This is a genomic window from Streptomyces sp. NPDC002232 (assembly GCF_042890295.1).
GTDB lineage: Bacteria > Actinomycetota > Actinomycetes > Streptomycetales > Streptomycetaceae > Streptomyces.
The window spans coordinates 414,443-435,041 of sequence record NZ_JBIARV010000003.1; the positions used below are offsets into that span (position 1 = coordinate 414,443).

Genomic DNA, 20,599 nt, shown 5'->3' on the forward strand with positions numbered 1-20,599 from the left:
CGGGAGGGGGCTCGCGGTCACCCGGGATGCGGGTCCGGGCGCGGCGCCGTGGTCACCTCGGGTCCGGGTCCGGCTCTGGGTCCGGTGCCAGGTCCCGTACCGGTGCTTCCCCGTCGGCCCACAGCGGTGGCGGGGCGGGGGCCGGGCCGAGGGTGGTGGTGCCGGCGGTGCGGTGTCCGAGCCCCGTGCGGTACGCGTCGAGGGCCGCCTCCACCCGGCCGGTGCGGCGCAGCAGATCGCCGAGGAGGCGGCACAGATCGGCGAGGTCGCCCGCCGCACCCGCCCGCTCCAGGAGGCCGAGGGCCCGGACGTACTGCTCCTCGGCGGTCCCGGTGTCGTGGGCGTCCTCGGCGATGATGCCGAGGAGCCGGTGCGCCGCCGCGGCGTGGACGGCGCCGCGCTCCGGGGACAGGCCCCCGAGCCCCCCGAGCACGCCGTGCAGCAGTGCGGCGGCCTCTTCGGAGCGGCCCCGCCGGTGCAGCACGTCGGCGAGTTCCACGGCGACCTGGCTGCTGTAGAGCGAGGCCCGGTGCGAGGTGAGCACGGCGCGGGCGGCGCGCAACTCCTCCTCGGCCCGGGCGAGATCGCCGTTCTGGGCGTACACGTAGCCGCGCATCCAGCGGCAGTTGGCCAGTTCGGTGCGGATCTCCAGCTGGCGGTACATCTCGGCGGCCTTGCCGAGCGAGGCATCGGCCTCCGCGACGCGGCCCTCGGCGAGCAGGGTGCGGGCGACCGAGCGGTGCATCCGGGCGATCAGCGCCGGGTCCTCGGCCCGCGGGGCCAGCGCGAGGGCCAGTTCGGCGGCCTGGGCGGCGCGGGCCTGGGCCCCCATGTCCATGTAGGGGGCGATCACGGCGGTGTAGAGGAGAAGCAGCGCGTCGGGGTCGTGCAGCCCGGCGAGGTTGAGCTCGTCGAGCGTGGACTCCAGGAGGTAGACGGCGTAACGGAGTTCGCCCGCCAGGTAGTGGGCGACGGCACGGCCCCTGCGGGCCGGGACGCGGGCGGGCAGGGAGGACTCGGCGAGGAGCCGCTCGGCGTGCTCGAAGTGCTCGCGCGCGGCCACGAGGTCGCCGGTGTCGAGCCGGCACTCGCCGAGTCCGAGCCGCGCCGTGGCCTGCTCCTCGACGAGCCCGTGGGCCTCGGCCTCGTCGAGCAGAGCGCCGTACCGCGCGGCGGCCTCCTCCGCGGCGCCGTCGGCGAGGGTCCGCTGGGCCCCGGTGAGCCGGAGCCGCAGGTCGGTGGCGAGACCGGCGGGCCGGCCGGAGGCGAGCTCGTCGAAGGCGACGCCGAGCCGCTCGGCGAGATGGCGCAGGGCCTCGTCGGAGGGGCGTACCCGTCCCGCTTCCAGGGTGGAGACGTAGGCGGAGGTGTAGGCCGGCTCGGCGAGCTGGCGCTGGGTCAGTCCGCGCTGGGTCCGCAGCCGGTGGACCCGGCGGCCGATGGTCTCCGGGTCGTCCCGCTGTGCCATGCGCCCCATCATGTCAGGTCCCAGCCCGCCCACTTGGTCCTCCCGGGTGCCGAGGGCTTGTGCCCTCTCCTCTCGACGCCCTAGCTTAAGCGGCTACTTAAGCACAGTTAACCCGCTACTTGAGAGAGGTCGTCGTGCCCGGAACCAGATCAGCCCGCACCCGCTGGATCGCCTCCGTCGGAGCCGTCGTCACCGCCGCAGCCCTGCTCGCCGGGGCGCACACGGCGGGGGCGGCGCCGGTTCCCGGCACCGGCCCGGGGACGGGGGAGGCGCACGTGGTCGAGTACTTCGACGGCCCCGGCGGCACGCCCCGGCACACGACCGTCCCCGCCGAGGCGCCGGCCTCGATCGCCCGCCACCGGACGTCCGGCCCCGCGCCGGGGGGAGCGGCCGTCACGCCCGTACAGCGGACCGGTCCGGTCTCCGGGCGGCTCGACCTGGTGATCATGGGTGACGGCTACACCGCCGCCCAGCAGGCGGACTTCCACGCGGACGCCCAGGCCACGCTCGACCACGTCTTCGCCATCGAGCCGTACGCCAGCTACCGGGGGCTGTTCAACATCTGGCTGGTGGACGCGGTCTCCGCCGAGTCCGGCGTCTCCGGTGACCCGACCGCCGGCGTCGTCAGGAACACGGCGCTCAGCTCGTACTTCTTCTGCGAGGAGACGGAGCGGCTGCTCTGCCTGGACACGTCGAAGGTCACCGCGTACGCCAACCGGGCGCCGGCCTCCGACATCGTCTTCGTCATCGCCAACTCGGCCAAGTACGGCGGCGCGGGCTACAGCTTCCCCACCCCGCCGGACGGGGCGACGTACCACGGCGTCGCGACCATGTCCTCCGACAACCCGCAGTCGTACCTGATCGGCGCCCACGAGCTCGGCCACTCCATAGGCAACCTGGCCGACGAGTACCAGTACGCGGGCTTCGGCGCCTACCCCTACCCCTCGTCCGAGAGCGCCAACATCTCGGTCACCCCGGAGCTCGGCACGAGCAAGTGGTACCGCTGGCTCGGCGAGCAGGATCCGACCGGCTCGGTGGTCGGGACCTACGAGGGCGGCGACTACTACGAGACCGGCGTCTACCGCCCCACCAGCACGTCCCTCATGCGCACCCTGGCCTCCACGGACTTCAACCACGTCGGCCGCGAGGCGATGATCAAGGGCTTCTACACCTACGCGGACGCCCTGACCTCGACCGTCCCGACGGGCACCCGGGTCCGCCCGGGGCAGCCGATCGGCGTGCGGCTCGCCCCGGTGACCGGCCTGTCGGGCCTGAAGGTGACCTGGTACGTCGACGGCAAGCAGATCGCCCGGGCCACGGGTGACACCTCCGTGACCCCGGCCCGCCTCGGGGCCACCCGCAGCGGGCAGCGCGTCACGGCCACGGTCACCGACACCACGGCGGCGGTCCGCGACCCGGCGGTCCGGGCGGCGACGTCCAACTCGCTCACCTGGCGGGTGCGCTGACCCAGGGGCCCTCACAACGCGCGTGAGTGCGGGGATGGTTGACGAAAGGTCTGGACCAACCTACGGTCTGCTGGAGCGCGCGCCATGCCCAGGACCATCCCCCCCACGTCCCCAGGAGCACGCATGCCAGGCCCCCGGATCACCCGTGTCCTCGGAGCGGGACTCACCGCCCTGCTCGCCGCCGCCGTCCTCACGGGCCCGGCCGCCGCCGAGGCCGCCCCGCCCACCCGGTCCCCCTCCTCGGCCTCGGCCGACACCTGCGCCCTCAAGCCGAAGCCCGCCGGAAAGGTGCTCCAGGGGTACTGGGAGAACTGGGACGGCTCGGCCAACGGCGTCCATCCGCCCTTCGGCTGGGCGCCGATCGACGACACCCGCTTCGCCGCCCACGGCTACAACGTGATCAACGCCGCGTTCCCGGTGATCCGTTCGGACGGGACGGTGCTGTGGGAGGACGGCATGGACAGCACCGTCCGCGTCTCCACCCCGGCGCAGATGTGCAACGCCAAGGCGGCCGGTGCCACGATCCTGCTCTCCATCGGCGGAGCCGCCGCCGGCATCGACCTGAGCTCCCGCGCCGTCGCCGACCGCTTCATCGCGACCGTCGTCCCGATCCTTCAGAAGTACAACTTCGACGGGATCGACATCGACATCGAGACCGGCCTCGTCGGCAGCGGCAGCATCGGCACTCTCTCCGCCTCGCAGGCCAACCTCGTCTACATCATCGACGGCGTCCTCGCCCGCATGCCCGCGGGCTTCGGGCTGACGATGGCGCCCGAGACGGCCTACGTCACCGGCGGCAGCGTGACCTACGGCTCCATCTGGGGCGCCTACCTGCCCATCGTCAAGAAGTACGCGGACAACGGCCGCCTGTGGTGGCTCAACATGCAGTACTACAACGGCAGCATGTACGGCTGCTCCGGCGACTCCTACTCCGCCGGCACCGTCGCCGGGTTCGTCGCCCAGACCGACTGCCTGAACAAGGGGCTCGTCGTCCAGGGCACCACCATCAAGGTCCCGTACGACAAGCAGGTCCCCGGCCTCCCGGCCCAGCCCGGCGCGGGCGGCGGCTACATGGCGCCCTCGTCGGTGGCCCAGGCCTGGAACCACTACGGAGGCTCCCTCAAGGGCCTGATGACCTGGTCGGCCAACTGGGACGGCTCGAAGGGCTGGACCTTCGGCGACAAGGTCAAGGCCCTCCAGGGACGCTGAACCGCTCCGCCCCCTCGCCTGTTACCCGCTGGTAGGCAATGATGGTGGACGACCATCCACACGGCCGGGGGCTGACAGCGGTGACGACGTACGAGAAGACCAGGGTGCACGCCTTCCGGGACGACGCCCTGGGGGAGCACGACGCCGTCGGGCTCGCCGACGCCATCCGGCGCGGCGAGGTCGGCGCCGCCGAGGCCGCCCGCGACGCGGCCGAGCGGGTCCGCGCGGTGGAGGACCGGCTCCACGCCGTCCAGACGCATGCCGACACCCCGGCGCCGTCCGCCGCCCGGCCGGACGGCGCCTTCGGCGGCGTGCCGACCTTCGTGAAGGACAACACCGACCGGCGCGGCCTGCCCACCGGCCACGGCAGCGCGGCCTTCACCCCGGCACCGGCGCGACGGGACGCCCCCTTCACCCGCCAGTTCCTGAGCACCGGGTTCACCGTGCTCGGCAAGACCCGGCTGCCCGAGTTCGGCTTCAGCCCGAGCACGGAGTTCGAGCGGGCCGAACCGGTCCGCAACCCCTGGAACACCGGCCACTCCGCCGGCGGCTCCTCGGGCGGCAGCGCCGCCCTCGTCGCCGCCGGAGCGGTGCCGATCGCCCACGCCAACGACGGCGGCGGATCCATCCGCATCCCGGCCGCCTGCTGCGGACTCGTCGGCCTCAAGCCTACCCGCGGCCGGCTCGTGCCGAACGAGCAGAGCCGCCGGCTCCCCCTGGACCTCGTCGTCGACGGGGTCGTCAGCCGCTCCGTACGGGACACGGCCGCGTTCGTCGCGGGCGCCGAGGCGCACTGGCGGAACCCGAAGCTGCCGCCCGTCGGCCTGGTCGAGGGACCCTCCGGACGACGGCTCCGCGTCGGATTCCTGCTGGACTCGCCGAACGGCGTCGCCTCCGACGCCGTCACCCGGGAAGCCGTCACCGCGACGGCGACGACGCTCGAACGGCTCGGCCACGCCGTCGAACCGGTCGAGATGGCGATCGACCCGCGCTTCACCGAGGACTTCCTCACCTACTGGGGCATGCTGTCGTTCCTCCTCGGCACCACCGGCCGGAGCCTCGGCCCCGACTTCGACCGGCACCGGATGGACGGCCTCAGCCGCGGGCTGCGCACCACCTACCTGGAGAACTGGCACCGCACCCCGGGCGTGCTGCGCCGGCTGAAGCGCACGAAGGAGGCGTACGCGGCGGCCTTCCGCGGCTTCGACCTGCTCCTCACCCCCGTCCTGGCCCACACCGCGCCGGAGCTCGGGCACCTCGCGCCGACCGTCCCCTACGCGACGCTCATCGAGCGGATCCTCGCGTACGTCGCGTTCACCCCGGTGGACAACGTCGTCGGCACACCGTCGATCTCCCTGCCCGGACCCCTGGCGACGGACGCGGGGCTGCCCGTCGGCGTCATGTTCTCCGGCCGCCCCGGCAGCGAACGAACCCTCCTGGACGTGGCCTTCACCCTGGAGGCGGAGCGCCCCTTCCGGCGGATCCAGGACGCCTGAAGGCGCGGCGCGGGCAGCCCCCTGGGGCAACCGGTCGAATTCCGGCACGCGGCCGAGGCGCCGCCGCGTCCGGCGGCGGTGCTTCCCCTAGCCTCGGCCGGAACCACCGGCCCGACAGGAACAAGGGGAACCCCGTGCCCTCTCGCCTCAACCCGTACATCAACTTCGACGGCGACGCCCGTGCCGCCCTGGAGTTCTACAAGGAGGTCTTCGGCGGCACCCTGGTGCTCAACACCTACGGCGCGTTCGCCGACGACAAGGCGGGGGAAGCCGCCGACAAGATCATGCACGGCATGCTGGAGACGGAGAGCGACTTCACCCTCATGGCCGCGGACATTCCCCCCGGCATGCCGCACGACCCCGGCAACAACATCGCGGTGAGCGTCAGCGGCGAGGACACCGACGAACTCCGCCGCTACTGGGAGGGACTCTCCGGCACCGGGACCGTCTCCGTCCCCCTGGAGAAGCAGATGTGGGGCGACGTCTTCGGCATGTGCACGGACCGCTTCGGCATCACCTGGATGGTCAACATCACCTCCCGGGACGACGCCGCCTAGTCCCGGGCCTTCGGGCGGCTTCCCCGGCCGTCAGCCGCGGAAGCCGGCCGGGCGCTCGGGGGAGGCCCCGGCCAGGGCCTTGGTGACGGCGTCGACACCGCCGCGGAGCCCGTACACGGGCGTGTCGGGCTGCTGGCGCCAGGACTCGTCGATGCCTCCGGCGTCGACGGTGTCGAAGCCGAGCTCGTCGATCAGCGCGCGGACGGTGCTCTTGGCGGTCTCGTCGTCCCCGGCGACGGGCACGGCGAGGCGTTCCGGGTCACCGGCGGGGCGGGGCCGGTCCAGGAGGTCCTGCGCGTAGGTGCCGTTGAAGGCCTTGACCACCGGGTGGCCCAGGTGGTCCTGCGTCCACCGGCTCTCCGTGCGGCCCTCGTCCTCGATGCCGGCGATGCGGCCGTCGCGCTCCCTGGGGTAGTAGTTGCCGGTGTCCAGGACGACGAAGCCCTCGGCCGCTCCGTCCAGGACCTTCTCGGGCAGGTCGGGAATGTTCTTCAGGGGGATCGTGACGACGACGAGCTCGGCGCCGCGCGCCGCCTCGGTGACGGCGACGGGCGTCGCCCCGGTCTCCTCGGCGAGGGCCGTGAGGGTCTCGGGGCCGCGCGAGTTGGCCACGGACACGTCGTGCCCGAGGGCGGTGAGGCGGCGGGTGAGGTTGCCGCCGATGTTGCCGGCGCCGATGATGCCGATCTTCATGAGCTGTCCTTCGTGGGTGCGGGCGGACGGGATCCGGAACCGGGGCCACGAGCTCCCCGTGATCAGGCTGAACGCCGCGAGGGGGAGGTTTCTTCCGGCAGTCGGCCGAGCGGGTGACGGTAACTTTGGTCGTCGAACGGAAGCACGTGGACGCCGCGGTCAGGCGTCTGACCGCGACGGCGGCCGGAACCGCCGGATCGCACGGCGCGAGCTACGAGCAGATGGGCGCGGTGTGGGGCATCACCCGCCAGGGCGCCCGCAAGAAGTGGCCCGACGCCGTCGTGCGCACCCCCGCGACGGCGTCGGCCGCCCTCGAACTCTTCGGCGGCACGGCCGAACTCACCCTGGACCCCTCGTCCCGCCGGTGGACGTGGACCGGCCGGGGCGCCGACGGGGAGCACGGCGCGGCCGGAGCGGACACGGGATGCGCGACCAGGGAGGAGGCCGCCGCCCACGCGGGATACGCGACCAGGGAGGAGGCCGCCGCCCACGCGGGCGCCTTCCTCCAGGGGCATACCGCGCCCTGACGGCGCTGCCGGTTCAACAGCCCTCCCGGGGAAGGAACTTCGCCGATTTCTCGGCGAGGACGTCCGCCAAGAAGTCGGCGGCGTCGGGCCGCATCCGGGCCAGCGCCACCATCCCGGTGATCACGGCGTCCGCCACCTCCTCCTGGACGTGCTCCCAGGTGTGGCTGCGGCCCTTCCGGGGATTCGTCGCCCGGACGCCGATGACGGCCTGGGCGGCCTCGCCGACCTCCTCGGAGAGCTTGAGGACCTGGAGGGTCCACTGCTCCTCCGCCGACAGGCCGCGCCCGGAATCCAAGCGGGTGAACAACGCGGCGAGCGCACCGATCGTGTCCCACGACGTGTCGTCCCTCATGAGCCCTCCCTCGTCCGTACGTCACCGTGACCAACGATGAGGGACGGGGCCGGACACAGAAAGGGCGTGAGGAAAAGAGGCTCCGGGGCCGGTCAGCCGCCCTTGCGGATCTTCGCGGCCCGGCGTGCCTCGGCCGTCTTGCGGGCCTCCGCGGCGCGACGGGACTCGTTCTTGGCGCGCCCCGGGCGTCCCGGCACGGTGCCCATGCCCCGGAAGGCCGCGCCGCCGCGCTTGACGCCCTCCTGGCTCGGCGCGCTGCCGTCGACCGGTACGCCCGAGGGCTTCCGGGCGCCGGTGATCCGGGTCAGCTGGGCCTCGCCGGAGCGGACCTTGGTGACGGTGGGCCGGATGCCGGCCTCCGCCATGAGCCGGGCGACGTCCCGGCGCTCCTCGTCCGTGACCAGCGTGACGACGACCCCGGACTCCCCGGCGCGCGCGGTGCGACCACCGCGGTGGAGGTAGTCCTTGGCGTCGGCCGGCGGGTCGACGTTGACGACGAGGTCGAGCTCGTCCACGTGGATGCCCCGGGCCGCCACGTCCGTGGCGACCAGGACGGGGACCTCGCCGGTCCGGAAGCGGTCCAGGGTCCGGGTCCGCAGCGGCTGGGACTTGCCGCCGTGCAGCGCCGCGGCCCGCACGCCGCTGCCGAGGAGGTGCTTGGTGAAGCGGTCCACGGAGGCCTTGGTGTGCAGGAACATGATCACGCGCCCGTCGCGCGCGGCGATCTCCGTCGCCGTGGCGAACTTGTCGGCGCCGTGCACGTGCAGCACGTGGTGCTCCATCGTCGTGACGGCCGCGGCCGAGGGGTCGACGGAGTGGCCGGCCGGATCCTGGAGGTAGCGCTCGACCAGCTCGTCGACGTCACGGTCCAGCGTCGCGGAGAACAGCAGCCGCTGGCCGCCGCCGGGCACCAGGTCGAGCAGCTCGGTGACCTGCGGCAGGAAGCCCATGTCGGCCATGCGGTCGGCTTCGTCGAGGACGGTGACGGCCACCCGGTCCAGACGGCAGTCCTTGCGCTCGACGAGGTCCATGAGCCGCCCGGGGGTGGCGATCAGGACCTCGGCCCCGTCGCGCAGCGCACCGGCCTGCCGCCCGATCGACATGCCACCGACCACGGTCGCCAGGCGCAGCCCGAGTGCCCCGGCGTAGGGGGCGAGGGCGTCCGTGACCTGCTGGGCGAGTTCACGGGTGGGGACCAGGACCAGGGCGAGCGGCTTGCGGGCCTCGGCCCGCCGCCCGGCGGTGCGGGCGAGCAGCGGCAGTCCGAAGGCCAGGGTCTTGCCGGAACCGGTCTGCCCGCGGCCGAGGACGTCGCGGCCCGCGAGGGCGTCCGGCAGCGTCGCGGCCTGGATCGGGAAGGGCGCCTCGACACCGCGGCGGGTGAGCTCCGCGAGCAGGTCGGCCGGCAGGCCGAACGCGGCGAAGGTCACGGGCGCCGGGGAGGCGTCCGTGCGGGGCGTGGTGTTCATGCGGCACCTGGTCCGTCGGAAAGGTCTGGAAAATGCGACGGGCCGGAGCCCGCACCACGAGGGTGGGGCTCCGGCCGCGTCGGACGTGTCAACGTCAGGCGGGGAGGATGTTCTCCGCCTGCGGGCCCTTCTGGCCCTGTGTGACATCGAAGGTCACCTTCTGGCCTTCCTGGAGCTCACGGAAGCCGGAGGTGGCGATGTTGGAGTAGTGGGCGAACACGTCCGGGCCGCCACCCTCCTGCTCGATGAAGCCGAAGCCCTTTTCCGAGTTGAACCACTTCACGGTGCCATTAGCCATGTCAAATCTCCTTCGGGGCGTAGCCCTGGAACCCGCACTGTGCGGATCCCGGCGTCGCCGTGATGATTGCCCCGTCCGGAAAACTGCACCGAAAACACATCAAGTGCCTGACGATGTCGAATCGTCGAAGGCACTTGTCAGCTCAATGGGAACCACGACTGCAACTGATCACTACTGTAGCACGACGTCCCCGGCCGCGCACGAAGAATGTCCGATACTTCCGTATAGCCGAGAGTCGAGACCGGGCGGACGCACCGTGATCGGGCCCCCGGACGCCCCGCGCGGCCAGGACGAAGGTGACCGTGACGAGCAGTGCCCAGGCGCCGAACTTCGCGAGCGAGACGGGCTGCCAGCCGTCCAGCTGGTCGGGGTAGCTCCAGGCGCCGACGTACGTGGCCGCGTTCTCGGCGACCCAGAGGAAGAACCCGATCAGCACGAAGGAGAGGGCCAGGGGCATCCGGAGGTCGCTCCCGCCGACCCGGAAGCGGACCCAGGTCCCGGCCGTCGCGGCCAGCAGCAGCACGGCGAGCGCCCAGCGGGCGTCGGGCAGCCAGTGGTGGCTGAGGAAGTTCACGTACACGGCCCCGGCGAGGAGCGCGGTGATCCGGGGCCGGTAGCCGGTGAGCCGCAGGTCGAACAGGCGCCAGGCCCGGCAGACGTAACTGCCGAGCGCCGCGTACAGGAACCCGCCGTACAGCGGCACCCCGCCGAACTTGGTCAGGCCGTCCTCCGGATAGCTCCAGGAGCCCATCCGCACCTTGACCAGTTCGAAGAGGAGTCCGACCGCGTGGCAGCCGGCGATCACGGCGACGTCCCGGCCGGAGTCCCAGCCGACCCGCCAGGCGAGGACGGTGAGCCCGAGGCCGTACAGGAACAGCAGGTCGTAGCGGGCGACCGGGAGGTCGGGCAGCAGTGACGAGGCGGCGATGCCGCCGACGAGCGCGAGGGCGAAGGCGCAGCAGCGCGCCTCCAGGAGCGCGAAGCGCAACAGCTGACGCGTGCCGTTCTTGAACGTGTTCATGTCTGCGGGGACGCGGGGCGGCCCGCGATCGGTTCGCGGCCCGCGCGGCGCCCGGACGGAACGGCGGAGCGCCGCACCCCCGGACGGGAGGGTGCGGCGCTCCGCTTCGCTGCGCGAGGGGGGGGAGATCAGACCGCCGGGGACGGGAAGGTCGGGTACTCCACGCCGGAGACGTGCTGGACGACCCGGATGACCTGGCACGAGTAGCCGAACTCGTTGTCGTACCACAGGTAGAGGATCGCGTTGTCGCCGTCGACCTTGGTCGCGCCGGCGTCGACGATGGACGCGTGGCGCGAGCCGACGAAGTCCATCGAGACGGCGTCGGGGGCCGTGGTGAAGTCGATCTGGCGCTTCAGCGGCGAGTGCAGCGAGACGTCGCGGAGGTACTCCAGGACCTCCTCGCGGGTGGTCTCGCGGCCCAGGCGCAGGCTGAGGATGGCGATCGAGACGTCCGGGACGGGGACGCGGATCGAGCTGCCGGTGATCGGGGCCTTCAGGTCCGGCAGCGCCTTGGCGACGGCCGAGGCGGCACCCGTCTCGGTGATCACCATGTTGAGCGGCGCGGAACGGCCGCGACGGTCGGCCTTGTGGTAGTTGTCCAGCAGGTTCTGGTCGTTCGTGAACGAGTGGACCGTCTCCACGTGACCGCGCAGCACGCCGTACTCGTCGTCCATGGCCTTCAGCGGCGGGACGATCGCGTTCGTGGTGCAGGACGCGCAGGACAGGATCTGCTCGTCCGGCTTGACCGTGTCGTGGTTGACGCCGTGCACGATGTTCGGCACGTCACCCTTGCCGGGCGCGGTCAGGACGACCTTGTCGATGCCGGGGCGCAGGTGCTTGGAGAGGCCCTCGCGGTCCCGCCACTTGCCGGTGTTGTCGATGAGGATGGCGTTCTCGATGCCGTACGCCGTGTAGTCGACCTCGGAGGGGTCGTTGGCGTAGATCACCTTGATCGTGTTGCCGTTGGCGACGATCGTGCTGTTCGCCTCGTCGACCGTGATCGTGCCCTGGAACTGGCCGTGGATGGAATCCCGGCGCAGCAGCGAGGCGCGCTTCACGAGATCCTGCTCGCCGCCGCCGCGGACCACGATCGCGCGCAGGCGCAGACCGTTGCCCGAGCCGGCCTTCTCGATGAGGAGGCGGGCGACGAGGCGGCCGATGCGGCCGAAGCCGTAGAGGACGACGTCGCGGCCGTCACGGCGCTCGATCTTGTTCTCGCCGGTGGCGCCGGCGACGGCCTCGGCGGTGAACTCCGCGACCGAGAGACCGCGGTCGTCGGTCTTGTAGTCGGCGGCGAGCACACCGATGTCGATCTGGCAGGGGCCCAGGTCGAGGGTCGTGAGCGTCTGGAGGAACGGGAGCGTCTCGATGACCGACAGTTCCTCGCCCGCGATCTGCCGGGCGAAGCGGTGGGTCTTGAGAATGCTGACCACCGACTTGTTCACCAGGGAGCGGCTGTGGAGGAGGACGGTGACGTCCTGCTCCCGGTGCAGCTTCCCGATGATCGGGATCATCGACTCCGCGATCTCCTCGCGGTTGTTCCAACTGGTGAACGAGTCGTCATTGACAGTCACAAGATTATCTTTCGAGCTAGGCGGCGCTCATATGGTAACCCGCGGCCGGTTTGATCAATCAAGGGGTGCCGAACCGTACGATGGGACCGTCGGGACCGCCGCAGGCGGGCGGGCCCGCCTACCTTGATGCGGGGGCATGGTGGTGGAGAAGTTCGGGCTGCTCGGAACACTCGTCGTCCACGACGGGACGGAACCGCGGCCGGTGACCGGCCCCAAGGTCCGCGTCCTCCTCGCCGCACTGCTGCTCCAGGCCAACCGCACGGTCTCCCGGGACGCCCTCAAGGAGGCGCTCTGGGGCGACGCGGTGCCCGCCAGCGCCGACGCCGCCCTCGCCAACCACCTCACCCGGCTCCGCCGCGTCCTCGCCGGCGCGGGCGACGGGACCGAGGAGCGCCTGCGCACCGTCGCCCCCGGCTACCAGCTGGACGTCCACGAGGGCGAGCTCGACGCCGACGCCTTCGAGGCCCGGGTCCGCGCCGTACGCGGGGCGCACCAGGCGGAGGAGTGGGAGGCGGTCCGCCGCGAGACCGACCTCGCGCTCGGGCTGTGGCGCGGCACCCCGCTCGCCGACCTCGCCCCCTTCTCCGAGACCGAGGCGCCCGCGCTGCGGATCCACCAGCTCACGGAGGCGCGCCTCCAGGTCCTGGAGTGGAGCTTCGACGCCGAACTGGGCCTCGGCCGTCACCACGAGGCCGTCGCCCCGCTCACCGCGCTGGCGGCGGAGCACCCGCTGCGGGAGGGCTTCCACCGGCGGCTCATGCTCGCGCTGCACCGCTCCGGACGCCAGGCCGAGGCCTTCTCCGTCTTCCACCGGCTCCGCCGCGACCTGGTCGAGGAGCTCGGCACGGAGCCCGGCTCCGCCGTCCGGGAGGCCCACGCGGAGCTGCTGGCCGGAGAGCCCGCGCCGCGTCCCCGGGCCGCGTCCGTCCGCCCGCCCTTCCAACTGCCCTGCGAGGCCGACGCCTTCACGGGCCGGACGGCCGAGGTGGCGGCCGTCCGGGCCCTGCTCGGGGTACGCGGCGAGGGGACCGCGGAGACCGCCCCGGAGCGGCCGGCCCCGGGCGGCGACGGGGGTACGAGTGGGGCTGCGGGCGCGGGCTCCCGTACGGGCTCCGGCATCGCCGGCGGCGCACGCGCCGGTACAGGCCCCGGCCCCGTCGGTGTAGGGGCCATCGGCGGCGGGGGAGCCGACGGCGGGCCCGGAGGCGTGGAGTCCCGGACCCGGGCCGTGGTCATCTCCGGCATGGGCGGCGTCGGCAAGACCGCCCTGGCGGTGCACGTCGCGCACCGCGTCCGGGACGCCTTCCCCGACGGCGCCCTCTACGCCGACCTGCGCGGCTACTGCGTGGGCGGGGCGCGCACGGCCCATGAACTGCTCGCCCGGTTCCTCTCCGACCTGGGCGTCCACCAGGACACGCTGCCCGAGGACACCGACGACCGCGCCCTCCTCCTCCGCGCGGCGCTCGCCGACCGGAAGGTGCTCCTGGTCCTCGACAACGCGCGCAACGCCGCCCACGTGGCCCCCCTGCTCCCCGCCGGGGGGCAGAGCGCCGCCCTCATCACGAGCCGTCAGCTGCTCGCCGACCTGCCCGGCTCCGCCAAGGTGCCGCTCTCCCCGCTGCCCGAGTCCGACCAGCACGCGCTGCTCGCCGAGCTCGCCGGATCCGCCCGGGTGCGGAGCGAGCCCGAGGCGCTGGCCGACATCATGGCCGCCTGCGGAGGCCTGCCGCTCGCCCTGCACATCGTCGGCGGCCGGCTGGCCTCCCGGCCCTCCTGGCCGCTCGCCCTGCTGGCGAAGCGGCTCACCCCGCACCAGGGCCGCCTCGACACCCTCGCCATGGGGAACTTCGACGTCCGGCGCACCTTCGCCATGAGCTACCTGGCGATGCGGGACAGCGACCAGCCCCTGGAGCGCGAGGCGGCGCGGGCCTTCCGGCTGCTGGGACGGGTGTGGTCGGCGCACCCCGTCACGCCGCAGTCCGCCGCGGCGCTCCTCGACGTCACGGAGGCCCGGGCCGCCGCCGTCCTCGACGTCCTCGCCGACGCCCACCTCGTCCTCAACCCGGAGCCCGACCGGTACCAGCTGCACGACCTGCTGGGCGAGTACGCCGCGCAGCGCGACGAGGAGGACACCGAGGAGGAGCGGACCTCGGCCCTGGTCCGGCTGCTCTCCTGGTACGTCGCGGCCCTCGCGGCCGCGACCCTGACCGCCACCCGCGAGACGCAGTCCCCACCGCCGCTCGACGGGGCGGACGCGACGGGGTGGGCCCTGCCCGAGTTCCGGGACGACGACGAGGCGATCCGGTGGACCGCGAGGGAACTGCCGGCCGTCCGGGACGCCCTGACGCGCGCCGGGGAGCTCGGCCGCTCCGACATCGCCTGGCGCCTCGCGGTGGGCCTGTTCGGGCACGCGTCCACGCACTGGTGGACGGGGGAGTGGGACGCCTGCCTGGAGCAGGCCATGGGCATCGCCCGCGCCCACGACGACCGGATCGGCCAGGCGTGGCTGCACCGGCGCACGGCCGTCGCCCACGGCATGGCCTTCCGGAACGAGGCCTGCCTGGAGCACCTCAGGATCGCCCTCGGCCTCTTCACCGAGCGCGGGGACCGCGCGGCCCAGGCGTCGATCCTCGGCAACATGTCGGCGGTGTACCTCCAGGTCGGGGACTCCGAGTGGGCCCTCGTCCACGCCGAGCGCTCCCGCGACCTCTACCACGAGGTCGGTAACGCCCGCGGCGAGGCGCTCCTGCTGAGCCGGATCGCCGACGTCCGCAAGACGCGCGGCGAGCCCGGCCTCGCGGCCGCCGACTACCGCCGGGTCATCGAGCTGGTCCGCGGCAGTGGCCACGGGGTCTTCCTCGCCACCGCGCTCACCAACTACGGCGACGTGCTGCGCATCCTCGGGGAGCGGGACGCGGCCTTCGCGTCCCTGGCGGAGGCGCTCGCCATCCGGCTGCGGATGAACGACCAGGGCGGCACGGTCGACTGCCTCGTCTTCACGGCCCGGGCCCACCACCACTTCGGGGAGTGGGAGGAGGCCCGCTCGACCTGGGAGTCGTGCCTGGAGCTGGCGCGCCGGCACAAGCTGGCCAAGCGGATCGACGAGTGCCTCGAAGGTCTGGCGGCCCTCGCGGCCCGCACGCCCCCGGGCGGACGGTGACGGCCGCGCCCGGCGCCGGACACCCGGCCCCGTACGCCGTCGCCGGCGCCGCCGACGGCGTGCCCCGGCGCGTCCGGCTCGGGCGCGGTGTCCGTCACCGGGCCGGCGCGCGCCGCTCCCGGAGGCCGGCCAGGCGCTCCTCCAGGGCCGCCCGGCGCTCGGGCCACTCCTCGGCGATCAGGGAGAAGACGGCGGAATCGCGCAGGAGGCCTTCCTCGCCCGGCGCCCAGGACCGGGCGATCTTCCGCAGGACGCCCTCGAAGCTCGCGCCGACGGCCGCGATCGCCGCGCGCGAACGGGCGTTGCGGGCATCGGTCTTGAGGTCGACCCGGGCCACGCCCCAGCTCTCGAAGGCGTGCCGGAAGAGGAGGTACTTGGCCTCCGCGTTCACCCCCGTGCCCTGGGCGGAGGCGGCGAGCCAGGTGTAGCCGACCTCGACCGCGCACAGCCCCTCCCCGGAGGGCCAGGGGCGCGGGTCCAGGAAAGCGGTGGCGCCGAGCACCCGGCCGGTCGCGGGGTCGACCTGCGCGTACGGCACGACGAGGGCGTCGGCGGCCCGGCCGAGCTGCCCGTCGACGTACGCCCCGACCCCGTCCCGCCCCGGCACCCAGGTGAAGCCGTAGGCGTCCCGGTTCTCCTCCGCCGCGTCCGCCAGTCCGGCGGCGTGGTGGTGTCCCAGCGGTTCCAGCCGCACGAACGCGCCCTCCAGAACCGGCGCCTCCCCTGTGAAGCCCATCCGTCCGCACCCCGTTCGTGTCGCTGTCGAAGATCGTTCGATCGGTGGGCAGCGTCGCAGAAGGGGTGCCGGGCCCGCACCTCGATTCCGTACGCCGGTCAGCGGAACGCCATGCCGCGGAAGGTGTCCCTGACCCGGGCCAGCGGAGCGGGGTCCCGGGTGAGGCGGAGCCGGTTGGTGAGCAGGACGGCCCAGCGGTCCCGGGCCGGGGACACCCACAGGGCCGTTCCGGTGAAGCCGAAGTGCGCCCAGACGTCGTCCCCGGGCCGGGTGCCGGGCGCCGGATGCCAGAAGAGCCCGCGCGGCGGGACCAGCCCGCCGGTGTGGACGCGCAGCGACGCGGCCGTCCAGGCGGCGGAGAAGGTGCCGGACACGGGAGCGAGCAGATGGCGCAGGAAGCGGCCGGTGTCGGCCGTGGTGGTGAAGACCCCCGCGATCCCGCAGGCGCCGCCGAGCAGCCGGGCCGAGAAGTCGTGGACGGTGCCCCGCAGCGGGGCGCCGGTCTCCTCGTCGTACTCGGTGGGGGCGCACCGCTCCCCGGCCGCCGCGGGCAGCGGACCGTACCGGGTCTCGGCCATGGCGAGCGGGGCCCACACCCGGTCCCGCGCGAGCCGGGGGAGCGGCTGCCGGGTGAGGTGCTCGGCGAGGTAGCCGAGGATCAGCGCGGCCCGGTCGGTGTACGCCACGGCTTCCCCGGGCCGGTGCCGGAGCGGCTCGGCGAGGACGCCGTCACGGACGTCCTGCGGATCGGAGCCGTACAGGTGCCGGAGGTTGGCGCGGAGCGGCAGGCCCGCCGTGTGGGTGAGGAGATGGTGCGCGGTGACGCCGGCCAGCGGCCGGCCCACGGCCTCGGGCCAGTACGCCTCCAGCGGGGCGGCCGGATCGAGCTTCCCGGCGTCGACGAGGGTGCCGACGACCGCCCAGACCGCGAGGATCTTGGTGAGGCTCGCGACGTCGAAGAGCGTGTCCGGGCGGGCCGGCCGGCCGGGGTCCGCCGGGTCGAGCACCCCGACCGCACCGGACGACAGTGTGGCTCGGGCGTCGCCCACCGCCCACGCGGCGCCCGGGTACGTGCCCGCGCGCGCGGCCTCGCCGAGGAGCCGCTCGAAGGGGTCGCTGCTCTGGGCCACGGCGTGTCTCCGACCGTCCGGGGAGAGGGGGAGGCGGCCCGCCGGAGGGGGAGACGGGCCGCGCTCCGAAGACATGCCCCGGCGGTACGGGAAGACACCCTTCCGTCAGCGGTGATCGCCGCCCTGTCCGGCGTCCTGGCCGGGCTTCTCGGCGACCGGCTTGCAGGTGACCTCGTCGCGCGGGGTGTAGTGGGTCTTGTACGTCTCGCGCTTGACCTCGGTGCCGCCGTTCTTGAAGACCCGGTCCACCGAGATGTCGAAGCCTTCGAGGGGCGGCTGCGGGACGCAGGCCTCGCCGGTGCCCTCGCGCTTCGTCGGCTGCGTGAGGTGGGTGCGCGGGCCCGCGACGGCCTCGACGGAGTCGTACTTCTTCGTGCCGAGGAAGCTGACGGTGACCGAGGTGTCCGTGGCGCTCGCCTTGATGTAGATCGGCTTGCCCGTGTCGTTGCGGAACTTCAGGTCGAGCGAGCCCCAGGCGACGGTCGCCTCGCGGCCGGCCGGGTAGCGCTCGATGTAGAAGGAGTGCGCGCCGTGCTCGACGGGCTGGACCCCGGCGAAGAACATCGCGTTGTAGACGGTGGTGGCCATGGCGGAGACGCCGCCGCCCGGAGCCGAGCGGTACTGCCCGTCGAGGATCATCGTGCCGTCGACGAAGCCGTTGTCCGGGGTCCGTTCGCCGACCGTCTTGTTGAAGCTCCACACCTCGCCCGGCTTCACCAGCGAGCCGTTGATGAGCTCGGCGGCCCGGCCGATGTTCGTCGTGCGGTAGGGGGCGCTGGGGAAGTTCACGGTGAAGGACGACATCTGCTCCTTGATGCCCAGGCGGGCCAGGGAGCCGGAGCTCAGCTCGGGGTCGGTGACCTTGGTGGCCACCGGGGCCGTACGGGCCGCCTCGCCGGACTTCGTGAGCAGCGGGCGCACGGCGTCGCCCAGCGCCTTCGCGGTCACCTCGTGGCCCGCACGGCCCTCCGACTCCACGACGAACTTGCCGTCGCGCACGCCCAGGGACGCCTCCTGGGGCGCGTTCGTCAGCGCGGCGAGGGGACGCGACACGTCGGGGTCGCGCAGCAGGGCGTTCTCGTCGAGGGCGGCGGACAGGCGCCCGGCGTCGTTCTTCACCGTGAGGTGATCGCCGAGGGTGGCGGCGGAGATCCGCAGCCGCTCCCCGCCCGCGGTGAGCGTCACCGGGCCGGAGACGGCGGGCTTCGCGTACGTGTCGAGGAAGCGGGTCAGCTCGGCGGCGGGCAGCTTGGGCTCGGTGACCGAGACCGGGAGGGTGACCGCGGCGGCGCCGGTGGCGGCCGGGTAGGCCGCGCGCAGGGTCTCGGCGGCCTGTCCGGCGTCCAGCTTGCGTCCCGTCTGCGGCTGGGTCGCGACGGTTCTGCCCTCGCGGAAGGCGACGGATCCCTCGCGGACCGTCCGGTCGTTGCGCTGTGCCAGTTCGGCCACGGCGGCGCGGGTCTTGGCCTGGTCCTGCGCGTAGACCGGGCGGACCTCGCGCTCGCCGGAGGAGAAGAGCCGTCCGATGACGGTGATCGGGTCCCGGGAGGGGTCGGCCGCCTCGTCGGCGGTCCGGGCCACGTCCACGGTCAGACCCGCGGCGGCCGGATCCACGGTGGTGGCGCGGTCGCCGACCTTCACCGGTATCGGCGCCTTCCAGGAGGCCGGGGCGGCGGCCGTCAGCTTCGCCTCGGCTTCGGCGCGGCTCATGCCGCCGATGTCCACGCCGGCGACCCGGGTGCCGGCGGATATGTCGTCCCCGGTGGCCAGGAGCCCCGCCACGTACAGGCCGCCCGCGGCGACCGCGACCACACCCGTCGCGATCGCCGCCGTCCTCAGACGCGGACGGCGCCCCTCGCGGGGCGTCGGGGCATGGTCGGTCGTGGAGCGGGGCACGCGCTCTCCCGGGGCGTCGAGGAAAAGGGCAACCCCACGACGGTACGCCGAAAGAGTGAGTTCTGTACATAAGGGCCGTTTGACCTGTGGAGATACGGAGCGGGGCAATCCGGGCACGCAGGGTGCGGCCGGACGGGGACGCGGGACGGCTGGGGAAGGGACGGGGCCCCGGCCGACCGCGTGGACGCGGGACCGACCGGGCGAGGGGACGTAGGAGGGCCGGGCGAGGGGGACGGGGGGCCGGCTGACCGTGGACGCGGGACCGGTCGGGCCGCGCGGCGCGGGACGGCGGACCGGTCACCCCGCTCCGTACCGGCCCGGAACACGGCCCCTAAGCTGGAGCGATGCCTGCCACCCCCGGCCCCGGGCACTCCGGGCCCCAGTCCGTCGACCGGGCCCTCGCCGTCCTCGACGCCGTCGCCGACGCGGACCGGCCCGTCGGGGCGAAGGCGCTCGCCCGTGACCTCGGCTGCGCCCTCTCGACCGTCTACCACCTCACCGGGCCCCTGCTCGCCCGCGGCTATCTCGTCCGCACCGCCGAGGGGTACGCCCCCGGCCCCCGGGTCCCCGCCCTGCACCGCTCCCACCAGCGCCACCACGGGCTCGGCGTCGGCACCGGCGACCTCCTCGGCCGGCTGCGGCGGGCCACCGGCGCCGAGGCGTACCACACCGCCTACCGCGACGGCCTGATCACCGTCGTCGACACCACCGCCCCGGTCACCGACACCGGTCACCCCTTCGCCCCGGGCCCCGAGCGCCGGGCCCACGCGACCGCCCACGGCAAGGCGCTGCTCGCCGCGCTGCCCCGCCCCCTGCGCCGCCGCTATCTGGCGGAGCACGGCATGGCCCGCCTCACCGAGCGGACCATCACCGGCGCCGAGCGGTTCGAGGCCGAGGTGGACCGCGTCCGCGGCCAGGGCTTCGCCGTGTCCGTCGGCGAGGCCGATCTCGCGTACACCTGCCTCGGCGTCGCCCTGCCGGAGCGCGGCGACGGCATCGTGCACGCCCTGTCCGTCTCCCTGCCCACCGCCGAGTTCGGGCGACGGCAGGGCGAGATCCGGGCCGCGCTCGCCCGGGCCGTCCCCGGCTTTCCGACCCTGCCGGAATCCTGAGCCGCCCCGCTCGCCCTCCGGCCGTCGGCAGCGCACTCTGGACGCATGATCTTCATCGCCGTCCGATTCACCGCCCGCCCCGACCACGCCGACCGCTGGCTCGACCTGGTCGACGACTTCACCCGCGCCACCCGCGCGGAGCCGGGGAACCTCTTCTTCGACTGGTCCCGCAGCGTCGACGACCCGAACGTCTTCGTCCTCCTGGAGGCCTTCGCCGACGCGGAGGCCGGTGCCGCCCACGTCGCCTCCCCGCACTTCACCGCGGGTCTCGCCGCCATGGCGGGGGCCATCGCCACCACCCCCGAGATCATCAACGTCGAGGTCCCGCAGCAGGGCTGGGGCGCCATGGCCGAGCTCTCCCCGACCGGTTCCTGAGCCTCCCCCGGCAGCCGGGGCGGGTCTCTCCCCGAGCGGCCTCCGAGGCCTGACCGGGCA

The 20,599-nt window shown here is 73.7% G+C and carries 18 protein-coding genes; 8 read left to right on the forward strand and 10 right to left on the reverse strand.

Annotation, left to right across the window (positions count from 1 at the left end; genetic code table 11):
• Positions 1 to 52: 52 nt before the first annotated feature.
• Positions 53 to 1,468: a helix-turn-helix domain-containing protein gene (locus ACFYXU_RS14450; protein WP_389457842.1), complete on the reverse strand. Its 1,416-nt coding sequence runs from the start codon at positions 1,466 to 1,468 to the stop codon at positions 53 to 55.
• A 134-nt stretch (positions 1,469 to 1,602) separates the two neighbouring features.
• Between ACFYXU_RS14450 and ACFYXU_RS14455 the strand changes: the two genes are divergently transcribed.
• The 4 genes from ACFYXU_RS14455 (at position 1,603) to ACFYXU_RS14470 (ending at position 6,196) form a co-directional block, all read left to right on the forward strand.
• Positions 1,603 to 2,934, forward strand: coding sequence for a M64 family metallopeptidase (locus ACFYXU_RS14455; RefSeq protein WP_389457844.1), 1,332 nt, complete (start codon positions 1,603 to 1,605; stop codon positions 2,932 to 2,934).
• A gap of 123 nt (positions 2,935 to 3,057) precedes the next feature.
• Complete coding sequence (locus tag ACFYXU_RS14460; RefSeq protein WP_376514766.1) at positions 3,058 to 4,143, forward strand: chitinase; 1,086 nt, start codon at positions 3,058 to 3,060, stop codon at positions 4,141 to 4,143.
• A gap of 80 nt (positions 4,144 to 4,223) precedes the next feature.
• Entirely contained in the window at positions 4,224 to 5,639 is a 1,416-nt protein-coding gene (locus ACFYXU_RS14465) for an amidase (RefSeq protein ID WP_389458478.1), read from the forward strand.
• A gap of 134 nt (positions 5,640 to 5,773) precedes the next feature.
• Positions 5,774 to 6,196 carry a VOC family protein gene (locus tag ACFYXU_RS14470; RefSeq protein WP_389406531.1) on the forward strand — a complete coding sequence of 141 codons (423 nt, stop codon included), beginning with the start codon at positions 5,774 to 5,776 and terminating at the stop codon, positions 6,194 to 6,196.
• Between the two features lie 30 nt (positions 6,197 to 6,226).
• Here the strand turns inward: ACFYXU_RS14470 and ACFYXU_RS14475 are convergent, their stop codons facing one another.
• Positions 6,227 to 6,922 carry an NADPH-dependent F420 reductase gene (locus ACFYXU_RS14475; protein ID WP_389458480.1) on the reverse strand — a complete coding sequence of 232 codons (696 nt, stop codon included), beginning with the start codon at positions 6,920 to 6,922 and terminating at the stop codon, positions 6,227 to 6,229.
• A 113-nt stretch (positions 6,923 to 7,035) separates the two neighbouring features.
• Here ACFYXU_RS14475 and ACFYXU_RS14480 point away from each other — a divergent pair, with 113 nt between their 5' ends.
• Positions 7,036 to 7,416, forward strand: coding sequence for a hypothetical protein (locus tag ACFYXU_RS14480; RefSeq protein WP_376512166.1), 381 nt, complete (start codon positions 7,036 to 7,038; stop codon positions 7,414 to 7,416).
• Positions 7,417 to 7,429: 13 nt separating this feature from the next.
• Here the strand turns inward: ACFYXU_RS14480 and ACFYXU_RS14485 are convergent, their stop codons facing one another.
• From ACFYXU_RS14485 to ACFYXU_RS14505, 5 genes are all read right to left on the reverse strand, one after another.
• Positions 7,430 to 7,768 (reverse strand): MazG-like family protein, encoded by a 339-nt coding sequence (locus ACFYXU_RS14485; RefSeq protein ID WP_376512164.1) that lies wholly within the window; start codon positions 7,766 to 7,768, stop codon positions 7,430 to 7,432.
• Positions 7,769 to 7,860: 92 nt separating this feature from the next.
• Complete coding sequence (locus tag ACFYXU_RS14490; RefSeq protein WP_361401727.1) at positions 7,861 to 9,237, reverse strand: DEAD/DEAH box helicase; 1,377 nt, start codon at positions 9,235 to 9,237, stop codon at positions 7,861 to 7,863.
• Positions 9,238 to 9,331: 94 nt separating this feature from the next.
• Positions 9,332 to 9,535 (reverse strand): cold-shock protein, encoded by a 204-nt coding sequence (locus ACFYXU_RS14495; protein WP_015031667.1) that lies wholly within the window; start codon positions 9,533 to 9,535, stop codon positions 9,332 to 9,334.
• Positions 9,536 to 9,677: 142 nt separating this feature from the next.
• Positions 9,678 to 10,556, reverse strand: coding sequence for a DUF817 domain-containing protein (locus ACFYXU_RS14500; RefSeq protein WP_389457847.1), 879 nt, complete (start codon positions 10,554 to 10,556; stop codon positions 9,678 to 9,680).
• Between the two features lie 128 nt (positions 10,557 to 10,684).
• Positions 10,685 to 12,130: a glyceraldehyde-3-phosphate dehydrogenase gene (locus ACFYXU_RS14505; RefSeq protein WP_329852758.1), complete on the reverse strand. Its 1,446-nt coding sequence runs from the start codon at positions 12,128 to 12,130 to the stop codon at positions 10,685 to 10,687.
• Between the two features lie 136 nt (positions 12,131 to 12,266).
• On the opposite strand from ACFYXU_RS14505, the gene ACFYXU_RS14510 reads away from it, so the two are divergent.
• The gene (locus ACFYXU_RS14510) at positions 12,267 to 15,290 is read left to right on the forward strand and encodes a BTAD domain-containing putative transcriptional regulator (RefSeq protein WP_389457849.1); all 3,024 of its coding nucleotides are present in this window, start codon (positions 12,267 to 12,269) and stop codon (positions 15,288 to 15,290) included.
• A 94-nt stretch (positions 15,291 to 15,384) separates the two neighbouring features.
• Here ACFYXU_RS14510 and ACFYXU_RS14515 read toward each other — a convergent pair whose 3' ends face one another.
• The 3 genes from ACFYXU_RS14515 to ACFYXU_RS14525 form a co-directional block, all read right to left on the reverse strand.
• Complete coding sequence (locus tag ACFYXU_RS14515; RefSeq protein ID WP_376512159.1) at positions 15,385 to 16,026, reverse strand: GNAT family N-acetyltransferase; 642 nt, start codon at positions 16,024 to 16,026, stop codon at positions 15,385 to 15,387.
• 98 nt (positions 16,027 to 16,124) lie between these two features.
• Positions 16,125 to 17,156: a serine hydrolase domain-containing protein gene (locus tag ACFYXU_RS14520; protein ID WP_389457851.1), complete on the reverse strand. Its 1,032-nt coding sequence runs from the start codon at positions 17,154 to 17,156 to the stop codon at positions 16,125 to 16,127.
• 105 nt (positions 17,157 to 17,261) lie between these two features.
• The gene (locus tag ACFYXU_RS14525) at positions 17,262 to 19,052 is read right to left on the reverse strand and encodes a VanW family protein (RefSeq protein WP_389457853.1); all 1,791 of its coding nucleotides are present in this window, start codon (positions 19,050 to 19,052) and stop codon (positions 17,262 to 17,264) included.
• 344 nt (positions 19,053 to 19,396) lie between these two features.
• Here ACFYXU_RS14525 and ACFYXU_RS14530 point away from each other — a divergent pair, with 344 nt between their 5' ends.
• Positions 19,397 to 20,164 carry an IclR family transcriptional regulator gene (locus ACFYXU_RS14530; RefSeq protein WP_389457855.1) on the forward strand — a complete coding sequence of 256 codons (768 nt, stop codon included), beginning with the start codon at positions 19,397 to 19,399 and terminating at the stop codon, positions 20,162 to 20,164.
• Between the two features lie 45 nt (positions 20,165 to 20,209).
• Positions 20,210 to 20,539 (forward strand): putative quinol monooxygenase, encoded by a 330-nt coding sequence (locus ACFYXU_RS14535; protein ID WP_329852764.1) that lies wholly within the window; start codon positions 20,210 to 20,212, stop codon positions 20,537 to 20,539.
• Positions 20,540 to 20,599 lie beyond the last annotated feature (60 nt).